The sequence below is a fragment of the Desulfovibrio subterraneus genome (assembly GCF_013340285.1).
In the GTDB taxonomy this organism is placed as follows: Bacteria; Desulfobacterota; Desulfovibrionia; order Desulfovibrionales; family Desulfovibrionaceae; genus Halodesulfovibrio; species Halodesulfovibrio subterraneus.
In genome coordinates, this window is record NZ_BLVO01000004.1 from 407,557 (window position 1) to 425,604 (window position 18,048).

The window sequence follows — 18,048 nt, forward strand, 5'->3', positions numbered from 1 at the left end:
CGTTTGGCGGATCAGGCCTTTATCATTATGGTACCCATTATGCGAAAATATTCCGAATCGAATACCACGCGGCATTCACGGATGCCGATCCTTGCGGTCTTTGGTCTGCTGTTCGTCTTCGCCCTGCTCGCAGGTTGCCAGAAAGCGATTGTGGCTCCTCCCATGCAGTCTGGCGCAGAGCAGTACATGACGCTGCCCGAACAGGCGTTTACCGCCTATTCAAACGGCGATTTCAAGCGAGCGGAAGCCCTCTATGACAGAACTCTCCAGCTTCCGCAGCTCTCGCAGGAAGAAACTCTTGAAGCATGGAAGTATTTCTCGTTGAGCACCATTGCCAACGAAAAATACAACCTCGGGATTGAGGCGCTTGAAAAATGGCGTTCCCTTAATCCGGATGCGGAAAACACTTCGGAATGGCTCAACGCCTTCAGCAAGTGCATGCTCAACCTGCCCCGCCAGAAAGCCGTGGACATGCTGCAGGCTCTTTCTGCCGACTCCGGCCGTTCCAGAGCCGTGCGCACGGAAGCCACCCTGCTGCTCGCCAGCCGGGAATGGACAGACGGTGAAGACCCGCACGGCGCCATGCAGACCCTTTCCGACCTGTATGAGCAGGCTTCGAAGAGCACGGATGCCAAGGCCTACAAAGGCACACTGGAAAACCGCCTGTTCGCACAGTTGCAGTCTGCCGAACCTGAAGCGCTTGCCATGCTCGCGGGCCTGCTGACGCCTGAAAACGAGCTGGATTTCCCCTATTCCATCATCCTGCTTGAAAAGGCCCGCCGTTCCGCCACGGACAACGAAAGCTGGCCGCTGGCACATCAGGCATTGCAGCGACTGCGCCTTGCAGGACATTTTTCCGACAAGCTGCTTGTGGAGCGGATTCTGCGTCCTCTTGAGCAGGAATACGGGCAGCCTGCGCAGGGCATAGCCCTTGCGCTGCCCCTGACCGGCCCCTTCGGCAACATCGGCTGGAAGATCGTGCGCGGTGCGGGCGTGGCCCAGTGGGATCTCGCCAAATCCGGCAACGATCTTTCCGTTACGATCATCAACACCGCAGCTGCAGGCTGGGAAAAGAAGCTCGCAGCCCTGCCCAAGGGCATAAGCGTTGTCGGCGGCCCCCTGCGTACCGAATCCATGGACCTGCTCAGAAAACAGGGCCAGCTTGATGACCGCAGCTTCTTCACATTCCTTTCCACCCTTGAGCAGGGCGAAGAGGGCAAGGTGGCATGGCGCTTCTTCTCCAGCCCCCGCGACCAGGTGCGCACCGTGCTCGAATTTGCCAAGAACGATCTTGGTATTGAAAATTATGGAGTTCTGTATCCCGACGAAGCGTTCGGCATGCGCATGAACAGCCTTTTCAAGGAAACCGGCTCAGAACTTGGCATCAACACCACTGCCACGGCTGCCTATGCTCCCAAGGACTCCCCCTCATGGGGCAAGACCCTGCGCACATTCCTCAGGGTTCCCGGCCGCCGCGCGGGTGAGGACGACCCCATGCCTCCCAAGCCGCCCTTCCAGGCTGCGTTCCTGCCTGACGGCTGGCAGCAGATGCAGAGCCTCATTCCCCATTTCTTCTTCTATCAGGAAACACGCATGGTCTTCCTCGGCTCCGCGCTGTGGGAGCAAGGACTTTCTTCCAGCAAAGACGTGGAAACGCGCTACTTCAACCTGGCCGTATTCCCCGGTTCATGGAACCCCTTCACCCCCACCACGGCCGCAGCAAACCTTACCAAGACGCTTGATGAATCCGGCCTTGGCAAACCCGACCTCTGGGTCGGCCTCGGATACGACTTCGTGCGCTTTGCCTCGCTGCTCGGCTCACCCGAAGAAGCGGTTTCCGCCGACGACATGAACCAGCGCATCCAGACCGCGCAGGCCATGGACTGGAGCATTGCTCCCATCCACTGGACGCCGGAAGGCCGCGCCTCGCAGAAGATGTTCCTGTTCACGCCTTCCAGCGCCGGATTCGAGCCGCTTGATCCTGCCAGCTTCCGCGAGAAGCTGGAGCAGATCCGCCAGCGTCACGAAGAACGCGTGAAGATGCTGGAAGAGGAATATCAGAAGAAAATCAAGGGCTGATACCGTCCCGCTCACGGCCAGCCCAATGCGGAGTACCGGACGCCCTGCATTCCGACAGCCCCGCAGAGAACTTTGGATACGAGGAGATCATTCCATGAAAATATCGCCTGAGCGCGTAGCAGAAATCGCCAAACTGGCGCGCCTTGAACTGGACGAGGACAAGCTGTCACTGTTTGCCGGTCAGTTCGAATCCATTCTCAACTACATGGAAACGCTCAACGAGCTGGACACCAGCGACGTTGAGCCGCTCTACAGCCCCGTGATGCACAGCACGGTCCTGCGTGACGACGTTGCGGCCAAGACAGCCGAACGGGATGCCGTTCTTTCCAACGCACCCCAGACCGACGGGCAGTTCTTTGTCGTGCCCAAGATCGTCTAATACGCCGGAGACTCAGTAGAATGTCTGACCTGTATACCAAATCACTTTCCGAGATCCGCACCCGTCTTCTTGCCCGCGAGGTATCCGCGGAAGAAGCCGTGTCCTCGTGCCTTGCACGCATTGACGCGACCGAGCCCAAGATTCAGGCCCTGCTCAACCTGCAGCGCGAAGAAGCCCTTGCCACGGCAAAGGCCATGGACGCAGCCGGCCCCGATGCAGACAAGCCTCTCTGGGGCGTTCCCGTTACCGTGAAGGACGTGTTGTGCACCAAAGACGTGACCACGACCTGCGGATCGAAAATTCTGGGCAACTTCAAGCCGTTCTATGATGCCTATGCCGTACGCAAGCTCAAGGAAGCAGGCGCTGTCATCATCGGCAAGACCAACATGGACGAATTCGCCATGGGGTCTTCCACCGAAAATTCCGCCTTCCACCCCACCCGCAATCCGTGGGATCTTTCCCGCGTGCCGGGCGGTTCTTCCGGCGGTTCCGCAGCATCCGTGGCTGCTTCGCAGGCTTTCGGCTCGCTGGGTACGGATACCGGCGGCTCCATCCGCCAGCCCGCTTCCCTGTGCGGCTGCGTGGGCATGAAGCCCACCTACGGCCGCGTTTCCCGCTACGGCATGGTCGCCTACGGTTCCTCGCTGGATCAGATAGGCCCCATGACCCGCACTGTGGAAGACAACGCCCGCATGCTGCAGGTAATCGCCGGCCATGATCCCAAGGATTCCACCTGTTCCGAACGTGCCGTGCCCGATTATCTGGCAGCGCTCGGCCGCGACAGCCTGAAGGGTGTCCGCATCGGCCTGCCCGCAGAATTCTGGGGCAAGGGGCTTGATCCGGAAGTTGAGGCCGCCTGCGCCTCTGCCCTGAACCAGCTCAAGGACCTCGGTGCCGAACCGGTGGAAGTTTCCCTGCCGCATTCTCCCTACGCCATTGCGGTGTACTACATCGTGGCCATGGCTGAAGCCAGCTCCAACCTCGCCCGCTTCGACGGCGTGCGCTACGGCTACCGCGATGCCGATGCCGACGAACTGCTCGACATCTACGTGAAATCCCGCAGCAAGGGCTTTGGCGATGAAGTGCAGCGCCGCATCATGCTCGGCACCTACGTGCTTTCTTCCGGCTATTACGATGCTTACTACCGCAAGGCCGCTCAGGTACGCCGCCGCATCCGCGAAGACTACGAAAAGGCACTCAGCCAGTGCGACGTGCTCTGCGGACCTGCATCCCCGGTTTCCGCTTGGAAGGTGGGTGAACTTACGGATGATCCGCTGAAGATGTACCTCATGGACATCTACACCATCTCGCTGAACCTTGCGGGGCTGCCCGGCCTGTCGCTGCCGGTGGGACTCGGCAAGGACAGCGGAATGCCCTTGGGCCTGCAGCTTCTGGGCAAGGCCTTTGACGAGGCGACCATCTACTCCGTTGCGCACGCACTGGAAAAGGTCACCCCGTCCATCGGCACCCCCGCCGGACTGTAACAGGCAAAACCTTCATATATACTGCAGGCGGGAAAGCACCATTGCTTCCCCGCCTGTTTCCGTTAGAATATCCGGACCGGAACAACCATCAGCAAACCATCATATGGCCCCTTAAGACCATATTCAGGACTCGCACCATGACCATTGCGGTAGCCATAAGCGGCGGCACTGATTCCATGTTCGCCCTGCTTTCCCTGAAAGAACAGGGTCATAACGTCATTGCCCTGCATGCGCACTTCCTGCCCCGCAGCGAGGAACGCGAGCAGGCACTTGCCGCCATGTGTGAACAGCTTGATGTTCCCTTCCACGCCGTGGACCTGCACGACGAGTTTGAACGGTGCGTGGTGCTCCCCTTTCTGGATGAATATGCCAAGGCGCGTACCCCCAACCCCTGCGCGCTCTGCAACGCCCGCATGAAATTCGGCGCACTGTGGCGCGAAGCGGAAAAACTGGGGGCCACGCACATCGCCACCGGTCATTATGCCGTGCTGCATGAGCACCCCGCATACGGGCGCATACTTTCACGAGGACAGGATGCCACAAAGGACCAGAGCTACTTCCTGTCGCTGGTTTCGCCTGCCGCACTGGCTCGGGCAGTCTTCCCTCTCGGCACATGGACCAAGGAAGCGGTAAAGGCGAATCTGGCGCAACGGGGACTCATCCCCCCCTACCCCAGTGAAAGTCAGGAAATCTGCTTTGTGCCGGATGACGACTACCGAGCCTTTCTGCGCAGTAGGCCGGTAGCCCTGCACGGCAAAGGCCCCATGGTCACGACGGATGGCGAACGGGTGGGAACCCACGAAGGGCTGTGGCAATACACGGAAGGACAACGCAAAGGGCTGGGCATTGCATGGAAAGCCCCGCTCTACGTAGTGGGCAAGAACGCCCGGACAAACACGCTGGTTGTCGGAGAAAAAGAAACACTGGCATCAGCCGGATGTGCGGTGACAGACCTCAACCTGCTGGTGCCATATGAGAAGTGGCCGTCCGAACTGCTTGTACGCATCCGATACCGGCAACAGCCGCTCCCGGCGACCGTGACCATGCAAACCGGTCCCGAATCTGTGCGCACCATGACCGTGCATTTCGACACGCCACGCACGCCCCCGGCCGCAGGGCAGATATGCTGCGTCTACGATACGGAACAGAATGTTCTTGCAGGTGGTATCATCGACCGTGCGTTGTAGCTGCCGCTGCAATCACGCCGTTCTTGGTGTACCCAGCAAATCTTCCATCATATCCAGCAACATGGTCTGATTCAGGGGCTTTTCAAGAAAACCGTCCGCACCAAGCAATGTCGCTGTCTCACGAGCATTAGACAGGCTCAGGTAAGCTGCTCCCGAAGTCATGGCCACAATGCGCACCGCCGGAAACTCCTTACGCAGCTGCATAATGGTCTGCAAACCATCCTGCTCGGGCATGAACAGATCGGTGATTACCAGATCAGCGCCATGGTTGCGCATGGCCTGCATCCCCTCGATACCATTTCCGGCGAGCACCACCTGATACCCGCCTTTCTTCAGAACGACCTGCAGCAACTCGCGCACGAGTGCGTCGTCTTCCATGACAACCACACGATTGGGTGCCAAAGCAATGTTGAATGTGCCCCCCATAACCTCACCTTCAGGCTCCTACGGCAGCCTGTTCCTGCGGAGCAGTCTCCATGTTTTCACGCCTGCGGAACCCGGCACTGCCGGGAGCCGGAACCAGATCATAGCCGAACTGCCTTGCCATGTAGATGAGGGGATCGACGTTGCCGGTCTGCCTCATGATTTCCATAAGCGTTTCCACACCGAGCTTGGCGCCCGTATCGTATGGATTTACTTCCCTCAACAGCGTGGAATACGACTTCCCCACTTCTTTTGCCAACGCCTTGGCAGGAACATGGCTATTCAGCACAACGTGATGAACAATGCGAGATAAATCATTAAGCATGTGATCCCTCCTGTATGCCATCCTGCAAGGATACAAAATGCATACCATAAGAGAGGGCTTGCATAACTTACAATATTCGCGGGCTCCCGGACATTGTTGTACCAATTCCGGACCGCGATGCGACACTACAATTTAAAATGTAAACATTAAGTTTACACTTAAACATCATACATTCTCTGAATCCATGCGCCAGGTCCTGCTTATACCGTGCTTGCGGAGCATGGTATACAGCCTCTGGCGGGAGACACCGGCAATCCTGCTGGCTCGGGAGACATCTCCCCCCGTCTGCCCCAGAAGTCTGAGAAGATAGGTGCGCTCTGCCGCATCCAGCACCTGATCCCGAAACGCTTTCCATTCACCAAGTGTCTCCCCCTCATTCGGCACGCCGCAGGGTAAGGAAACGGCATCCGGCGCATCATGCACGTCGCGGAACGGAGACTCCTCGCCGAGTTGATAGTATTTTTCCGACCATCTTTTAACGGATTCGTCCGGCCCCCCGGCCACACGGGACCGTGCCACGGCTACACGCACACTGCTCGGCAGATGTTCCGGCAGCAGTTCAGGGGAAAAACGCCCGCGAATGACGCTCTGGTCGGTAACATGCAGCAATTCGCGCACATTGCCCGGCCACGGATAGGCGAGCAACTCGCCGAGAAAGGCATTGTTGAGCTGCTTCCGCGGAAAACCATACCGTTGACACGCCTTGTCCGCAAAATGCCGCACCAGTTCTGAAAGATCATCCATCCGCTCTCGTAGTGGAGGCAGATGGATATGCATGGCCTGCAGGCGGAACAGCAGGTCTTCCCTGAATGTCCCCTTATGCACCATGGCAGGAAGAACCCTGTTGGTCGCGGCAACCAGACGAAAATCGCTATGCACTTCGCGCCCTCCGCCCACCGGCCTGAAGCGCTGTTCTTCCAGCACACGCAGGAAAGCCCGTTGCTGCGGCATGGCCAGCTCACCAACTTCATCAAGGAAAAGCGTTCCGCCGTGTGCCTGCATGACCAGCCCGTCGCGGGGGCGGTCGGCGCCTGTAAAGGCACCGCGAGCATGCCCGAAAAGCTCGCTCTCAGTGAGCGTTTTTGCAATGGCCCCGCAGTCCACAGCAATAAAGGGACCGGCAACCCGCTGGCTGTTGCGGTGTACGGCGCGGGCAAAGAGTTCCTTACCTGTCCCGGTTTCGCCGGTAATAAGAACAGGCGCTTCACTTGAAGCCGCTTCGGACAGCAGCCTGAAACAACGCTGCATGGAAACACTGTTGCCCACAATGCCGAATCGTTCGGGTTCCGTAAGCTGGCAGGCTCCTTTACGATAAGCCAGAGCGCGTTGCACGGCTTCCCTCACCGAGGCAAGGGAGGTCGGCTTGCTGATGTAGTCGAGTGCGCCGCTGGTAATGGCCAGTTCCGCACCGTCCGCATGCCCGTCGCCGGTAATGATGATAATCTCCGGCGCTCCTTCGGCGGCAGAGATTTCAGGAATAAACCTGAGGCCGTTACCATCCGGCAGGCCCACATCCAGCAGGACCAGATCGAACCGCTGTCTTTCGAGAGCATCTCGTCCATGCGCCATGGAGCCCGCCCCCTGCGCTTCATGGCCGTCCAACTGCATGGCGGAAAGGAGCATCTCCCTGAAGAGGGCGTCATCTTCTATGATAAGAATACGGGCCATTGTTACCTTATCCCTGCATCTACCCTGTAAGTAGCAATTTCAGACCCTGCTGTCCTGTCGGACCGGGGCAACAGCAGGCGGACCATCGTTCCCTTTTCCGGCGATGACTCCACAAAAAAATTCCCATTATGCAGCCAAGCGATTCCCCGCGCCAAAGACAGCCCAAGTCCCTTTGCCCCTTCTGATTCACGTGTGGTAAAATAGGGGTCTGCACAGGCTGCAAGGACGTCAGCGGTCATACCTGAGCCGGTATCAAGAACTTCCAGCGCAACCACGGCTCCGTCATCACGGCTCGAGACATTCACTACAATCTCTCCGCCGTCAGACAACGCATGCAGGGCATTATCCCACAGAGCGTCCAATGCCAGCCCCAGCAATTGGCTGTCACCAGGCACTTGCAGGAGAGCGTGATGCCCAGACTGGCAGGAGCTTTGGGCGGCGACGTCTTCTCCCGACGTATCTCCCACAATCAAGGAAACCCTCACACGTTCCGGCAGGGTGTCCCTTCGTTCATCCAGCCATACCTGCACAGTCTGCACCAAATAGAGCGGCACCAGTCTGCATTCGACCCGTCCTGCCATGATCCGAGCAGTGCGGATGGCAGCCTCGGCATGCTCGCATCCGCGAAGAATATTCTGCAAAGCGCGGGATTGCATGGGGGAATCGTCCGCAGCCAGGGAAGCCGCTATCTCGGCAAATCCCTGAATGGATGCGAGGGTGTTGTTGAATTCGTGTGTCAACCCGCGGGCAAACCGCAGCATATCTGCCCGCAGTTGCCGGGGCGGTTCAGCCTGCTCAAGCATGACTATCCCTCCTTTTCCGTCACCGGACGAAAGAGGCGGAAGGGGAAAAAAGGATGCCCGCACAGCACAGCCACGGACAGTTCCGGCCATGCCATTCCATGGCTTCCCACTCTCCACAGCTGTTTGCAGAGGACTACCTTCCGTGAGGGTCAAACAATGCGTCTGAGCAGTCCCGCCCGCTCCATAAGAGTCTTGCTGCAAGGTGCGAAGCAATTCGCAGAACCGTGCATCAGCGCGCAGTATGGAGCCGGAGCAATCCACCTCGGCTACCCCCTTGCGGCAGGCGGATCCGTCGTCACATGTATTCAACGAATATGTCCTCCATATCTACAGTTAGGCAACAGGACGGTTCATGGCACAGCAGCCTGCATCTTCATAGTTGTATTGACCACCATGCACCACACTGTATGTGCAGGAAATGGCAGTTGCGGGGCCTCATTTTTTCCTGGTCCGCATGGCAGCAAGACCCGACCGGATTCGTTTAGCCTTGGCAGGGCCAATGCCGGGCAGCGCTGCAAGTTCCGCTTCCGAGGCATCGGCCATTTCACGTATCGATGAAAAATGCTCCCACAGAACTTTGGCCAGCGAAGGGCCTATGCCCTCTATGCGTTGCAGTTCTCCGGCCAGAGCTGTTCCTGCGCGGGCCTTTCTGTGCCGCCGGATGGAATAGTCGTGCACGGAATCACGGATCAGCTGCAAAAACAGCAGTTCCGGCGAACCGGCCTTCATGGCAACAGGATTCACCCTGCCCGGAAGAAAAATGGAATCCGCCACGCCGCCCTTGCGCCTGTCTGCACGGGTCCCTTCTTCCACACGCGCCTTGGCGATGGACGCCACGGCAAAAAGATCGGCGCTTCCCTGCTCTTCCAGCACGGACATGACCGCACCAAGCTGACCGCGCCCGCCATCCACAAGGAGCAGGTCCGGCCAGGGCGGACCGGATTCAAGCCGTCGCTTCATCCACGCGGCAAGCACTCCATAGTCATCACCACCGGCGTCCTCGTCCGCAAAGGCATAGGTCCGGTACTGATCTTTGGCAGCCTTGCCACCTTCGAAGACAACCACGCCCACCCGCGTATCCTTGCCCCCGGTATGCGACACATCCACAGCCTCTATGCGATGAGGCGGTTCGGCCATGCCCAGCTTTGCCGCAAGGATGTCTTCCACACTGCGGGAAGCAGAGGACCTGACTTCTTCGGCCGCGTTGGTCTGGGCCATGGTTACAAGACGGTTCTCTGCCTCGTTCCGGGGCGGCCCTATGCGGACAATTCCCCCACGCAATTCTCCCAGCGCTTCTGCCAGCGCGGCAAGGGGGTTATCTTCTTCCGCTATGTCCTCCGCTCCGACGAATTCAGAACTAACACCTGCTGCAAGACCGGCAGGGAGAATTGGGGCGTCGGTTCTGTCATTTTCCGGGTCTGCGGGTACCCCTGCCCCTATTCCGGCAAGGGGGCTTTCTGTTGCAGATGCACCGACATACTGTGATTCCACATTCGTGGCTACCTGTTCGGGAGACACAACACCATGGCCTTCATCATCATGGGCATCAAGAGCCCACGGGATGACAATACGCTGCGGTACCACACTCTGCGGCCCGTAATACTGCCCCAGAAAGCTGAGAACCATCTCCGGCGCCTCTTCCAGCCCGAGACCATTCCAGAAGAAGTTGCGGCCGTCGAGCAGCACGCCACCACGGACAAACAGAATGCCAAGCGCCAGCCCCTTGGAGGTTTCCGCCACACCGAGCACGTCCATATCCCGTTCGGTTCCGAGCACTGCAGCCTGTTTTTCCACGGTGCGCCGTATGGAGGCAACCTGATCCCGCAGCTCTGCGGCCTTCTCGAACTCCAACGCTTCGGAGGCATCCAGCATCTGCTGCTGCAAAAGTTCAAGCAGTTCAGAGGACCGCCCGTTCAAAAGCAGTTCCACCTTTCCCACCATGGCCCTGTATTGCACATTATCCACCGGAAGGCAGCAAGGGCCGAGACATTGCCCCATATGATGGTAGAGGCAGGGGCGCACCCTGTTCTTGAATGCCGTATCGGAACAGCGCCGAAGCAGGAACGCACGCTGAATGGCCTTCCATGTATCACGGGCAGCCTGAGCCGAGGTATACGGCCCGAAATAGGCTGAACCATCGCGCACAACCTTGCGGGTCAGGGTTAATCGCGGCCATTCGTGGCGCTTGCTGAGTTTGAAGAGAATGTACTGCTTATCGTCGCGCAGCACGATGTTGTAACGGGGGCGATGCTTCTTGATCAGGCTCGCTTCCAGCAACAGGGCTTCTTTTTCCGATGTGGTGGAAAGCGTATCAACACTCGCCGCCATGCGGACCATGGCCCGTGTCTTCGGCGTGAGCGCCTTGTCAGGTCGGAAATAGGAGGCAAGCCGCTTTCGCAGAACCTTGGCCTTGCCTACATATATTATACGTCCGTCCCCGTCCTTGAACAGGTAGACGCCAGGGGTAAGCGGTATTGTGTGCAGTGCAGGTGATTCCATATCCCGTTTTCTGCCAAGTTCCCCCGAACTCGTCAAATGGAGGCAGAGATAAACCATCTTGCGCGTGTCATTATTATGACACATCAAACACTATTTCAGGTATAATTTTTTGCACAACATTACTCTCTAGACATTTAATACCAGCTAATCGTCTAATTTTAATTACTAATTTTAAATTTAAATCATCCAAGAATAATTTTTTGTACCGTTTAAAAAATTTGACCTTTTTTCTTGCCATGCCATGCGGGGTGGAGTAAAAGACTCCTAACTAACTATGGTCATTTGCGTCAGGAACGACCAAAGCAAAAGAAAGAAGGAATAGACAAATGAAAAGAGTTATCACTCTGATGCTCGCACTTGCCATGGTATTCGGCGCTGTTGCCACCAGCTCCGCTACCGATTTCAAGGCAAAGGGCACCTTCCAGATGGGTTACGAATGGACCGACAACGCCAACTTCAACGATTCTGAAGCTGACGGCCAGTCCGAAGACGATTTCGTTGCAGCACAGCGTTTCCGCACCCAGATCGACATGGTTGCCAGCGAAAACCTTTCCGGTGTTGTATTCTTCGAAATCAACAACGTTTGGGGCCGCGGCTCCAACACCGCTGGTAGAACCACCGGTGGCCAGATCGGCACTGACGGCGTGAACGTTCAGACCCGTCGTGCTTACATCGACTGGACTGTTCCGAACACCGCTCTTGACATCCGCATGGGTCTCCAGGGTCTGGCCCTGCCCGGCGCTGTTGCCGGTTCCCCCATCCTGGATAACGACGTAGCCGCTGTTGTTGCTTCCTACAAGTTCAACGACATGTTCTCCATGACCGGTTTCTGGGCACGCCCCTACGACACCTCTGCGAACAACGAAGACACCGCAAACGCTCAGGACGAAATGGATATGTTCGGCCTGATCGGTGGCATCAAGCTGGACGGCATGGAGTTCACTCCCTATGCTGTGTACAGCGCCATCGGCAAGGACGTTGCTGACGTTGACTTCCAGTCCCTCTCCGGCGTAGCCGGCGTTGCTGCTGATGACAATGCCCGCGCTTACTGGCTGGGCATGGGCTACAGCCTCGACATGTTCGACCCCATCGTATTCTCCATGGACGCAGTGTACGGCGCAGTTGACGCTGGCGATGCAAAGACCGGCGACGAAGACGCTCTGGACCGTTCCGGCTGGACCATCATCGGCAAGCTGTCCTACAAGATGGACATGGTTACCCCCGGCGTTATCGGCTGGTACGCTTCCGGTGAAGACGACGATCTGGACAACGGTTCCGAACGTATGCCTTTCATCGACGGCGCCTTCGGCCCCACCTCCTTCGGCTTTGACGGCGCAGCTGTTGGCTTCGCCACCTACGACGTGCTCGGCACCTCTAACGTAGGTACCTGGGCCGCTGGTCTGCTGCTCGAAGACATCAAGGTTATCGACAGCCTGACCTCTCAGATCCGCGTTGTATACGTACAGGGTACCAACGACGCTGACATCCTCAAGGTTGCTTCCATTGACCCCGTTGGCGAAGTTTCCGGTGACGGCTACTTCCTGACCGACGAAGACAGCGCTTGGGAAATCAACTTCGACCACAAGTACGACATCTATGAGAACCTGGCTCTCTTCGTAGAAATGGGTTACATCAACCTGGACCTCGACGAAGACACCTGGGGCCTCACCGGCAACCAGAAGTACGACGAAGACGCCTACAAGCTGGGCTTCTACTTCCAGTACACCTTCTAAGGTTTACTGCTAGAACCGTACTTGACAGATCCTGACGCATTGATAGCCGGGGACTTCGGTCCCCGGCTTATATTTTGCCCTTTGTTCAGATATGACGATGCCTGATGACGCTCATTTGCCCTTCCGCCCCGCTACCCTGGAACCGCACGCAGCTCTCCTCCCCCCTCCCTCATACAACCGAACTTCCGCACCAGCCGCATCATCCATACTCGACTTTTCCGCCTCCCTCCTATAAGAGAAGGGCGTTCCGATCAGTTCCCACGACCTGCCTGCAACCCCGCCGCTTTGCCCTTCTTCTGCGGTAAGGCGAGTCCTCTCGCATCTACACCAAGGACGGCACACTGCGCGCAGCGGTCAGGCGAAACATAAGGAGCCGCAATGCCCTGTCGTAGCTTTTCCTATCAGTCCCCCGAGGATGCAGCGCCCATACGCGCCATGCTCTCAGGTCGGGATGATCCCAACAACTCCGTAGAACCTGTGGTGCAGGATATTCTCGCCACTGTTCAGAAAGACGGGGACGCGGCCCTCATTGCCTATACACAGAAGTTCGACTGCCCATCTTTCACATCTGCGATGCTGCGCGTACCTGCCACAGTGCTCCAAAACGCTTCGCAACAGGTTCCTGCCGAAGACCTTGCCATAATCCTGGAAGCGGCATCCAATATCCGCGCCTTCCATGAACGCCAGAAGCAAAATTCGTGGTTCACCACGGCTGAAGACGGCACGGTGCTCGGTCAGATGGTGCGACCGGTTGACCGCGTCGGCCTGTATGTTCCCGGCGGACAGGGCGGCAATACACCGCTCATCTCCAGCATGCTCATGAACGCGATTCCCGCCCAGGTGGCCGGAGTACCCTCCATAGCCGTTGTCTCTCCCCCGCGCGAGGACGGCACGCCCAATCCCTACATCCTTGCCGCAGCCCATGCGCTCGGCATTGACGAGGTATACGCCTGTGGCAGCGCATGGGCCATTGCCGCCCTTGCATACGGCACCGAAAGCATCGCCCCGGTGGATGTCATCGCCGGTCCCGGCAATATCTTTGTTGCCACGGCCAAGCGCATGCTCATCGGCAAGGTGGGCATAGACATGATCGCCGGACCGAGTGAAATCCTCATTCTGGCTGACAGCACTGCCCGCCCGGATCAGGTGGCCGCAGATATGTTATCACAGGCGGAACATGACACGCTGGCATCCTCAGTTCTCATTACCGACTCGGCAGCTCTGGCCGACGCCGTGAAGGCCGAACTTGTCATACAGACGAAGGCCCTGCCGCGATGCGATATCGCGCGCAAAGCCCTTGCCGACTGGGGCGCCATTGTCGTTACATACACCATGGACCAGGCAGTGGAACTGTCCAACAGCATTGCACCGGAACACCTTGAAGTGATTGTTGCAGACCCGTGGACCATGCTGCCCAAACTGCGCAATGCCGGTGCCATATTCCTTGGTGCCAACTCTCCCGAACCGGTGGGGGACTACTTTGCCGGCCCCAACCATGTGCTCCCCACTAACGGAACAGCGCGCTTTTCATCAGCCCTTTCCGTGGAAACGTTTACCAAAAAATCAAGCATCATTGCGGCGTCAGCTGCCTTCACACAGGCCAATGCGGCAAAGATAGCCCGCCTTGCCCGTCTTGAAGGACTTGAAGCACACGCTCGCTCTGCGGAATCCCGCACACGATAAATCTTTTCAGGAGAAGACCATGAACGTTGTCACCAAGACCAACATCACTGAGTATCCGCTTGTTTCCCGCGGCAAGGTTCGCGACATCTACGAAATCGACAAGGACACCCTGCTGCTGGTCACCACGGACCGCATGTCCGCCTTTGACGTGATCATGAACGAACCCATTCCCTACAAGGGCGTGGTGCTCAACCAGATCACCCTGTTCTGGATGGACATGTTCAAGGACATCCTGCCCAACCACCTCATCGCTTCCGAGGTGAAGGATTTCCCCGAACCGCTGCACAAATACGCTGCCGATCTCGAAGGCCGTTCCGTGCTGGTGCGCAAGGCAAAGCCCCTGCCCATCGAATGCATCGTGCGCGGCCACATCACCGGCTCCGGCTGGAAGGATTACCTCAAGACTGGCTCCGTCTGCGGCCATGCTCTGCCTGCCGGACTGCAGGAATCCGAAAAGCTGGGCACCCCGCTCTTCACGCCTTCCACCAAGGCAGAGCTCGGCGAACACGATGAGAATATCACCGTTGAGCAGGCCATAGGCATGATCGGCGAAGAGCTTGCCCGCAAGGTAGAGGCCGTATCCATCGCCATTTTCAGCCAGGGCCGCGAGTTTGCGGAAAGCAAGGGCATCATCATTGCCGACACCAAGTTCGAATTCGGCATGCTCGACGGCGAACTCATCCTCATAGACGAAGTGCTTACCCCCGATTCTTCCCGTTTCTGGCCCATGGCCGGTTACACCCCCGGCAAGGGACAGCCCAGCTTCGACAAGCAGTATCTGCGCGACTGGCTCTCTGCCCAGCCCTGGGACAAGACGCCTCCCCCGCCCGCGTTGCCGGAAAACGTGATTGCGGAAACCAAAAAGAAATATGAGGAAGCATATTCCATTTTGACGGGCAAGGCGCTTCCCTGTTAGTATTACTCTTGGACCTACAATAAACGTCTCATGCGCGCCACAAGGCAGCGCGGATACCATAAACATGAATGGAGAAATACATGCTGCTTGAAGGGAAAAGAGCCCTCATTTTCGGTGTGGCCAACAACAAGAGCATTGCATACGGCATAGCCAAGGAATTCAAGGCCCAGGGTGCGCGCCTTGCCTTCAACTATCTTGGTGACGCGCTGCACAAGCGTGTTGAACCTATTTCCGAAGAACTGGGCGGAGACTTCATCTTCCAGTGTGACGTGACCAGCGACGAAGAAATCGCCGCCGGTGTAGAATACGTCAAAAAGGAATGGGGCGGCGTGGACATCCTTGTCCACTCCATCGGCTTTGCAAACCGCGAAGATCTGCAGGGTCGCTTCATTGAAACCTCCCGCGACGGATTCAAGCTTGCACTCGACATTTCTGCCTATTCTCTCACCGCACTGGCAAAAGCCTACGAAGACCTGCTGACAGAGAACGCATCCGTGCTTACTCTTTCTTACTACGGTGCGGAAAAGGTCATAACCAACTATAACGTCATGGGTGTAGCCAAGGCGGCTCTTGAAGCCAGCGTGCGCTATCTGGCTGTTGATCTGGGTGCCAAGGGCGTCCGTATCAACGGCATCAGCGCCGGTCCCATCAAGACCCTTGCAGCATCCGGCATTTCCGGGTTCCGCAGCATCCTCAACTACATTGAGGAACAGGCTCCCCTGCGGCGGAACGTCACCATCGAAGATGTGGGCCGCAGTGCCGTGTATCTCGCCTCGGATCTTTCTTCCGGCGTTACCGGCGAAATCCACCATGTGGACAGCGGCTACAATGTGATGGGAATCGGACTTTAGGCGAGCCTGAAGGAGAGACCCCCAATGTGGGATTTCATCATCCCCCTCGTGGGATTCGTGATTCTGGCCTTCATCACCATTAAGGTGATGCCCAAGGACTATGTTCCCAAAGGCGGTTGAATTCCGCACATCGACGGACGAAAAACTTCGTCCGGATGTGCCTGCGGTGCAGGCCTGCGGAAACAGAAAGGGTGCAACAAGTAGCACACGGGCGGCACATACGTGCCGCCCGCTTTTTTTGCTTGCCAACCCATCGCCCTTTTGCTAGTTACTCCCTTCCTGATGCGGTGAGGTGTCCGAGTCCGGTCGAAGGAGCACGATTGGAAATCGTGTGTACCTTAACAGGGTACCGAGAGTTCGAATCTCTCCCTCACCGCCATCAAATTTTCCCTTCTGCCATGCAGAACGGGAGTCGGGCGGCGAATGCGCTGCCAACCCGGTCAGGTCTGAAAAGAAGCAGCCGCAACAGTTGCTTTCGGGTGCCCGACTCCCAGAAGGCGCAATCTTCGGATTGTGCCTTCTTTTTTTGCCCAATTTGCGGTTTTCCGCACTTTTCGCTTGCCAAGGCTACAGCCCTTTGCTAGCTATCACTCCGCGTTGGTGAGGTGTCCGAGTCCGGTCGAAGGAGCACGATTGGAAATCGTGTGTACCTTAACAGGGTACCGAGAGTTCGAATCTCTCCCTCACCGCCACCGAAAGTAAAAGCGGCGCAATCATACGATTGCGCCGCTTCTTTTTTTGCATACTCTGGAACAGGCTACCATTCAGGCTCTTTTTCTTCATCCAGCCTGCAGACAACCCAGTTGGTGAATCTCTTCACGGGGCTGAACACGGCTGCAACAAGCAATCCCACCACAAAGCCGCCAAAGGCGGCACCGCCTGCGGGAATCACTCCCAGCTTGTTGAAGGCGGCACCAGTCAGCACGGCGATACCAATGCCAAGGGCCAGATGCCATGCAGCGCGCAGTCCGGTCTCGGCTCCGTCGCGCAGCACGATGAGCAGCCTGACATACAGCCCGACGGCCAGAACGAAGGATGCAAGCCCCACCACTCCGGCATACGGTCCGGTATACAGGAAGCAGAGCAGCAACGCGCCCGCCACCGCGAACAGCCAGATGCCGACCTGAATGTTCATGCCGGTTTCGCGGTCAAGGCAGCGCAGAATGAGTGCGAGCAACAGTCCGGAACTCACCAGACACCCCAGTATTACCGCCCATTTTCCCGGAAGGTGAAACGCCATGTTGGCCATGGCGAATGCCAGCAGCCCCATGAAAGCGCAGCCGGGCATGAAGGTGCCGTTTTCCCTGCGAAACTCGGTAAACCCGTCCAGCATGACGGCACAGATACATCCGAGCAGCCCCCCGAGACCTATCATGACAAAGGGGACACCGCCGAATATCAAAGCCGCAGCCAGCAACAGGGCACACACACCCCATTTAAGCCAGAAAGCGCCACCCAGCGCCACCACAGCGCAAAGCGTATCCTGCTTCCAGGCCTTGATTCTGTTCCGTATCTTCATATCAACTCCTGTCTTCCTCTCTTGCCTGCAACTATGCACGCCGGGCAGAGGTAGCACATAACGCCCAGAGATGAAAGTGTACCGCGCCGCCGAAGGCTGCGGCCGGCCGACAACAAAAGCCCCCGGCGCATACGCCGGGGGCTTTTTGAAAATTCAGAGTGCCTACAGGCAGGCTTCCGAAAGAAGCTTCTCAAGAAGCTGCTGGTCAATCTCCATGCCATTGGCGAAACGGATGCCGAAAACACCATCCCGTATCCAGGCCACCTGCGCTTTCGCCTCGGTGATGACTCCTTCCAGTTGAAGCGGGGGGTCGAGTATGACAATCTCATCCCCCACGGCCACGCCGACAGAAAGCTCGCCGGGAGGCAGAGCCACCTGCGCCCCCTGCAGACTCACGTCGCGCAGCAGGCAATAGAGCTCAAGGCCGTCCTTGAGCAGCAAGGTGGCAAAAATCGGACAATCAAGCGGAACACGCGGCTCTCTACGTCGCTCTGCCATA

15 protein-coding genes, 2 tRNA genes and 1 other RNA gene are annotated in these 18,048 nt (G+C 57.6%); 11 read left to right on the plus strand and 7 right to left on the minus strand.

What is annotated here, in order from left to right; all coding sequences use genetic code 11:
- Positions 1-81: 81 nt before the first annotated feature.
- From HUV30_RS02295 to mnmA, 4 genes are all read left to right on the plus strand, one after another.
- The gene (locus HUV30_RS02295; RefSeq protein ID WP_174403773.1) at positions 82-2,079 is read left to right on the plus strand and encodes a penicillin-binding protein activator; all 1,998 of its coding nucleotides are present in this window, start codon (positions 82-84) and stop codon (positions 2,077-2,079) included.
- Positions 2,080-2,173: 94 nt separating this feature from the next.
- Entirely contained in the window at positions 2,174-2,458 is a 285-nt protein-coding gene (gatC, locus tag HUV30_RS02300; protein ID WP_174403774.1) for an Asp-tRNA(Asn)/Glu-tRNA(Gln) amidotransferase subunit GatC, read from the plus strand.
- A 20-nt stretch (positions 2,459-2,478) separates the two neighbouring features.
- A complete protein-coding gene (gene gatA, locus HUV30_RS02305) occupies positions 2,479-3,942 on the plus strand; it encodes an Asp-tRNA(Asn)/Glu-tRNA(Gln) amidotransferase subunit GatA (RefSeq protein WP_174403775.1) in 1,464 nt (487 codons plus the stop codon).
- A gap of 137 nt (positions 3,943-4,079) precedes the next feature.
- Positions 4,080-5,129, plus strand: coding sequence for a tRNA 2-thiouridine(34) synthase MnmA (mnmA, locus tag HUV30_RS02310; RefSeq protein WP_174403776.1), 1,050 nt, complete (start codon positions 4,080-4,082; stop codon positions 5,127-5,129).
- Positions 5,130-5,141: 12 nt separating this feature from the next.
- Here mnmA and HUV30_RS02315 read toward each other — a convergent pair whose 3' ends face one another.
- The 5 genes from HUV30_RS02315 to uvrC all read right to left on the minus strand — a co-directional run bounded on the left by HUV30_RS02315 (position 5,142) and on the right by uvrC (position 10,847).
- Positions 5,142-5,555 (minus strand): response regulator, encoded by a 414-nt coding sequence (locus tag HUV30_RS02315; protein ID WP_174403777.1) that lies wholly within the window; start codon positions 5,553-5,555, stop codon positions 5,142-5,144.
- A gap of 10 nt (positions 5,556-5,565) precedes the next feature.
- Positions 5,566-5,877 (minus strand): phage regulatory CII family protein, encoded by a 312-nt coding sequence (locus HUV30_RS02320; RefSeq protein ID WP_243452037.1) that lies wholly within the window; start codon positions 5,875-5,877, stop codon positions 5,566-5,568.
- A gap of 165 nt (positions 5,878-6,042) precedes the next feature.
- The gene (locus tag HUV30_RS02325; RefSeq protein WP_174403778.1) at positions 6,043-7,545 is read right to left on the minus strand and encodes a sigma-54-dependent transcriptional regulator; all 1,503 of its coding nucleotides are present in this window, start codon (positions 7,543-7,545) and stop codon (positions 6,043-6,045) included.
- A 2-nt stretch (positions 7,546-7,547) separates the two neighbouring features.
- Complete coding sequence (locus tag HUV30_RS02330) at positions 7,548-8,348, minus strand: sensor histidine kinase (RefSeq protein WP_174403779.1); 801 nt, start codon at positions 8,346-8,348, stop codon at positions 7,548-7,550.
- A 435-nt stretch (positions 8,349-8,783) separates the two neighbouring features.
- On the minus strand, positions 8,784-10,847 hold the full coding sequence (gene uvrC, locus HUV30_RS02335) for an excinuclease ABC subunit UvrC (protein WP_174403780.1): 2,064 nt from the start codon (positions 10,845-10,847) through the stop codon (positions 8,784-8,786).
- Positions 10,848-11,173: 326 nt separating this feature from the next.
- On the opposite strand from uvrC, the gene HUV30_RS02340 reads away from it, so the two are divergent.
- From HUV30_RS02340 to HUV30_RS02370, 7 genes are all read left to right on the plus strand, one after another.
- Positions 11,174-12,580 (plus strand): outer membrane homotrimeric porin, encoded by a 1,407-nt coding sequence (locus HUV30_RS02340; RefSeq protein WP_174403781.1) that lies wholly within the window; start codon positions 11,174-11,176, stop codon positions 12,578-12,580.
- A gap of 378 nt (positions 12,581-12,958) precedes the next feature.
- Complete coding sequence (gene hisD / locus HUV30_RS02345; protein WP_174403782.1) at positions 12,959-14,263, plus strand: histidinol dehydrogenase; 1,305 nt, start codon at positions 12,959-12,961, stop codon at positions 14,261-14,263.
- Positions 14,264-14,282: 19 nt separating this feature from the next.
- Positions 14,283-15,179, plus strand: coding sequence for a phosphoribosylaminoimidazolesuccinocarboxamide synthase (locus tag HUV30_RS02350; protein WP_174403783.1), 897 nt, complete (start codon positions 14,283-14,285; stop codon positions 15,177-15,179).
- A gap of 80 nt (positions 15,180-15,259) precedes the next feature.
- Positions 15,260-16,030, plus strand: a complete 771-nt coding sequence (locus HUV30_RS02355) for an enoyl-ACP reductase FabI (RefSeq protein WP_174403784.1) — start codon at positions 15,260-15,262, stop codon at positions 16,028-16,030.
- Between the two features lie 286 nt (positions 16,031-16,316).
- Positions 16,317-16,409 (plus strand) — tRNA-Ser (locus tag HUV30_RS02360).
- Positions 16,410-16,434: 25 nt separating this feature from the next.
- Positions 16,435-16,528: signal recognition particle sRNA small type (ffs, locus tag HUV30_RS02365), an RNA gene on the plus strand.
- Positions 16,529-16,629: 101 nt separating this feature from the next.
- Positions 16,630-16,722 (plus strand) — tRNA-Ser (locus tag HUV30_RS02370).
- 65 nt (positions 16,723-16,787) lie between these two features.
- Here the strand turns inward: HUV30_RS02370 and HUV30_RS02375 are convergent.
- Both HUV30_RS02375 and HUV30_RS02380 read right to left on the minus strand, forming a co-directional pair.
- Complete coding sequence (locus HUV30_RS02375) at positions 16,788-17,549, minus strand: hypothetical protein (protein WP_174403785.1); 762 nt, start codon at positions 17,547-17,549, stop codon at positions 16,788-16,790.
- A gap of 162 nt (positions 17,550-17,711) precedes the next feature.
- A complete protein-coding gene (locus HUV30_RS02380) occupies positions 17,712-18,047 on the minus strand; it encodes a PilZ domain-containing protein (protein ID WP_174403786.1) in 336 nt (111 codons plus the stop codon).
- Between the last annotated feature and the right edge of the window lies 1 nt (position 18,048).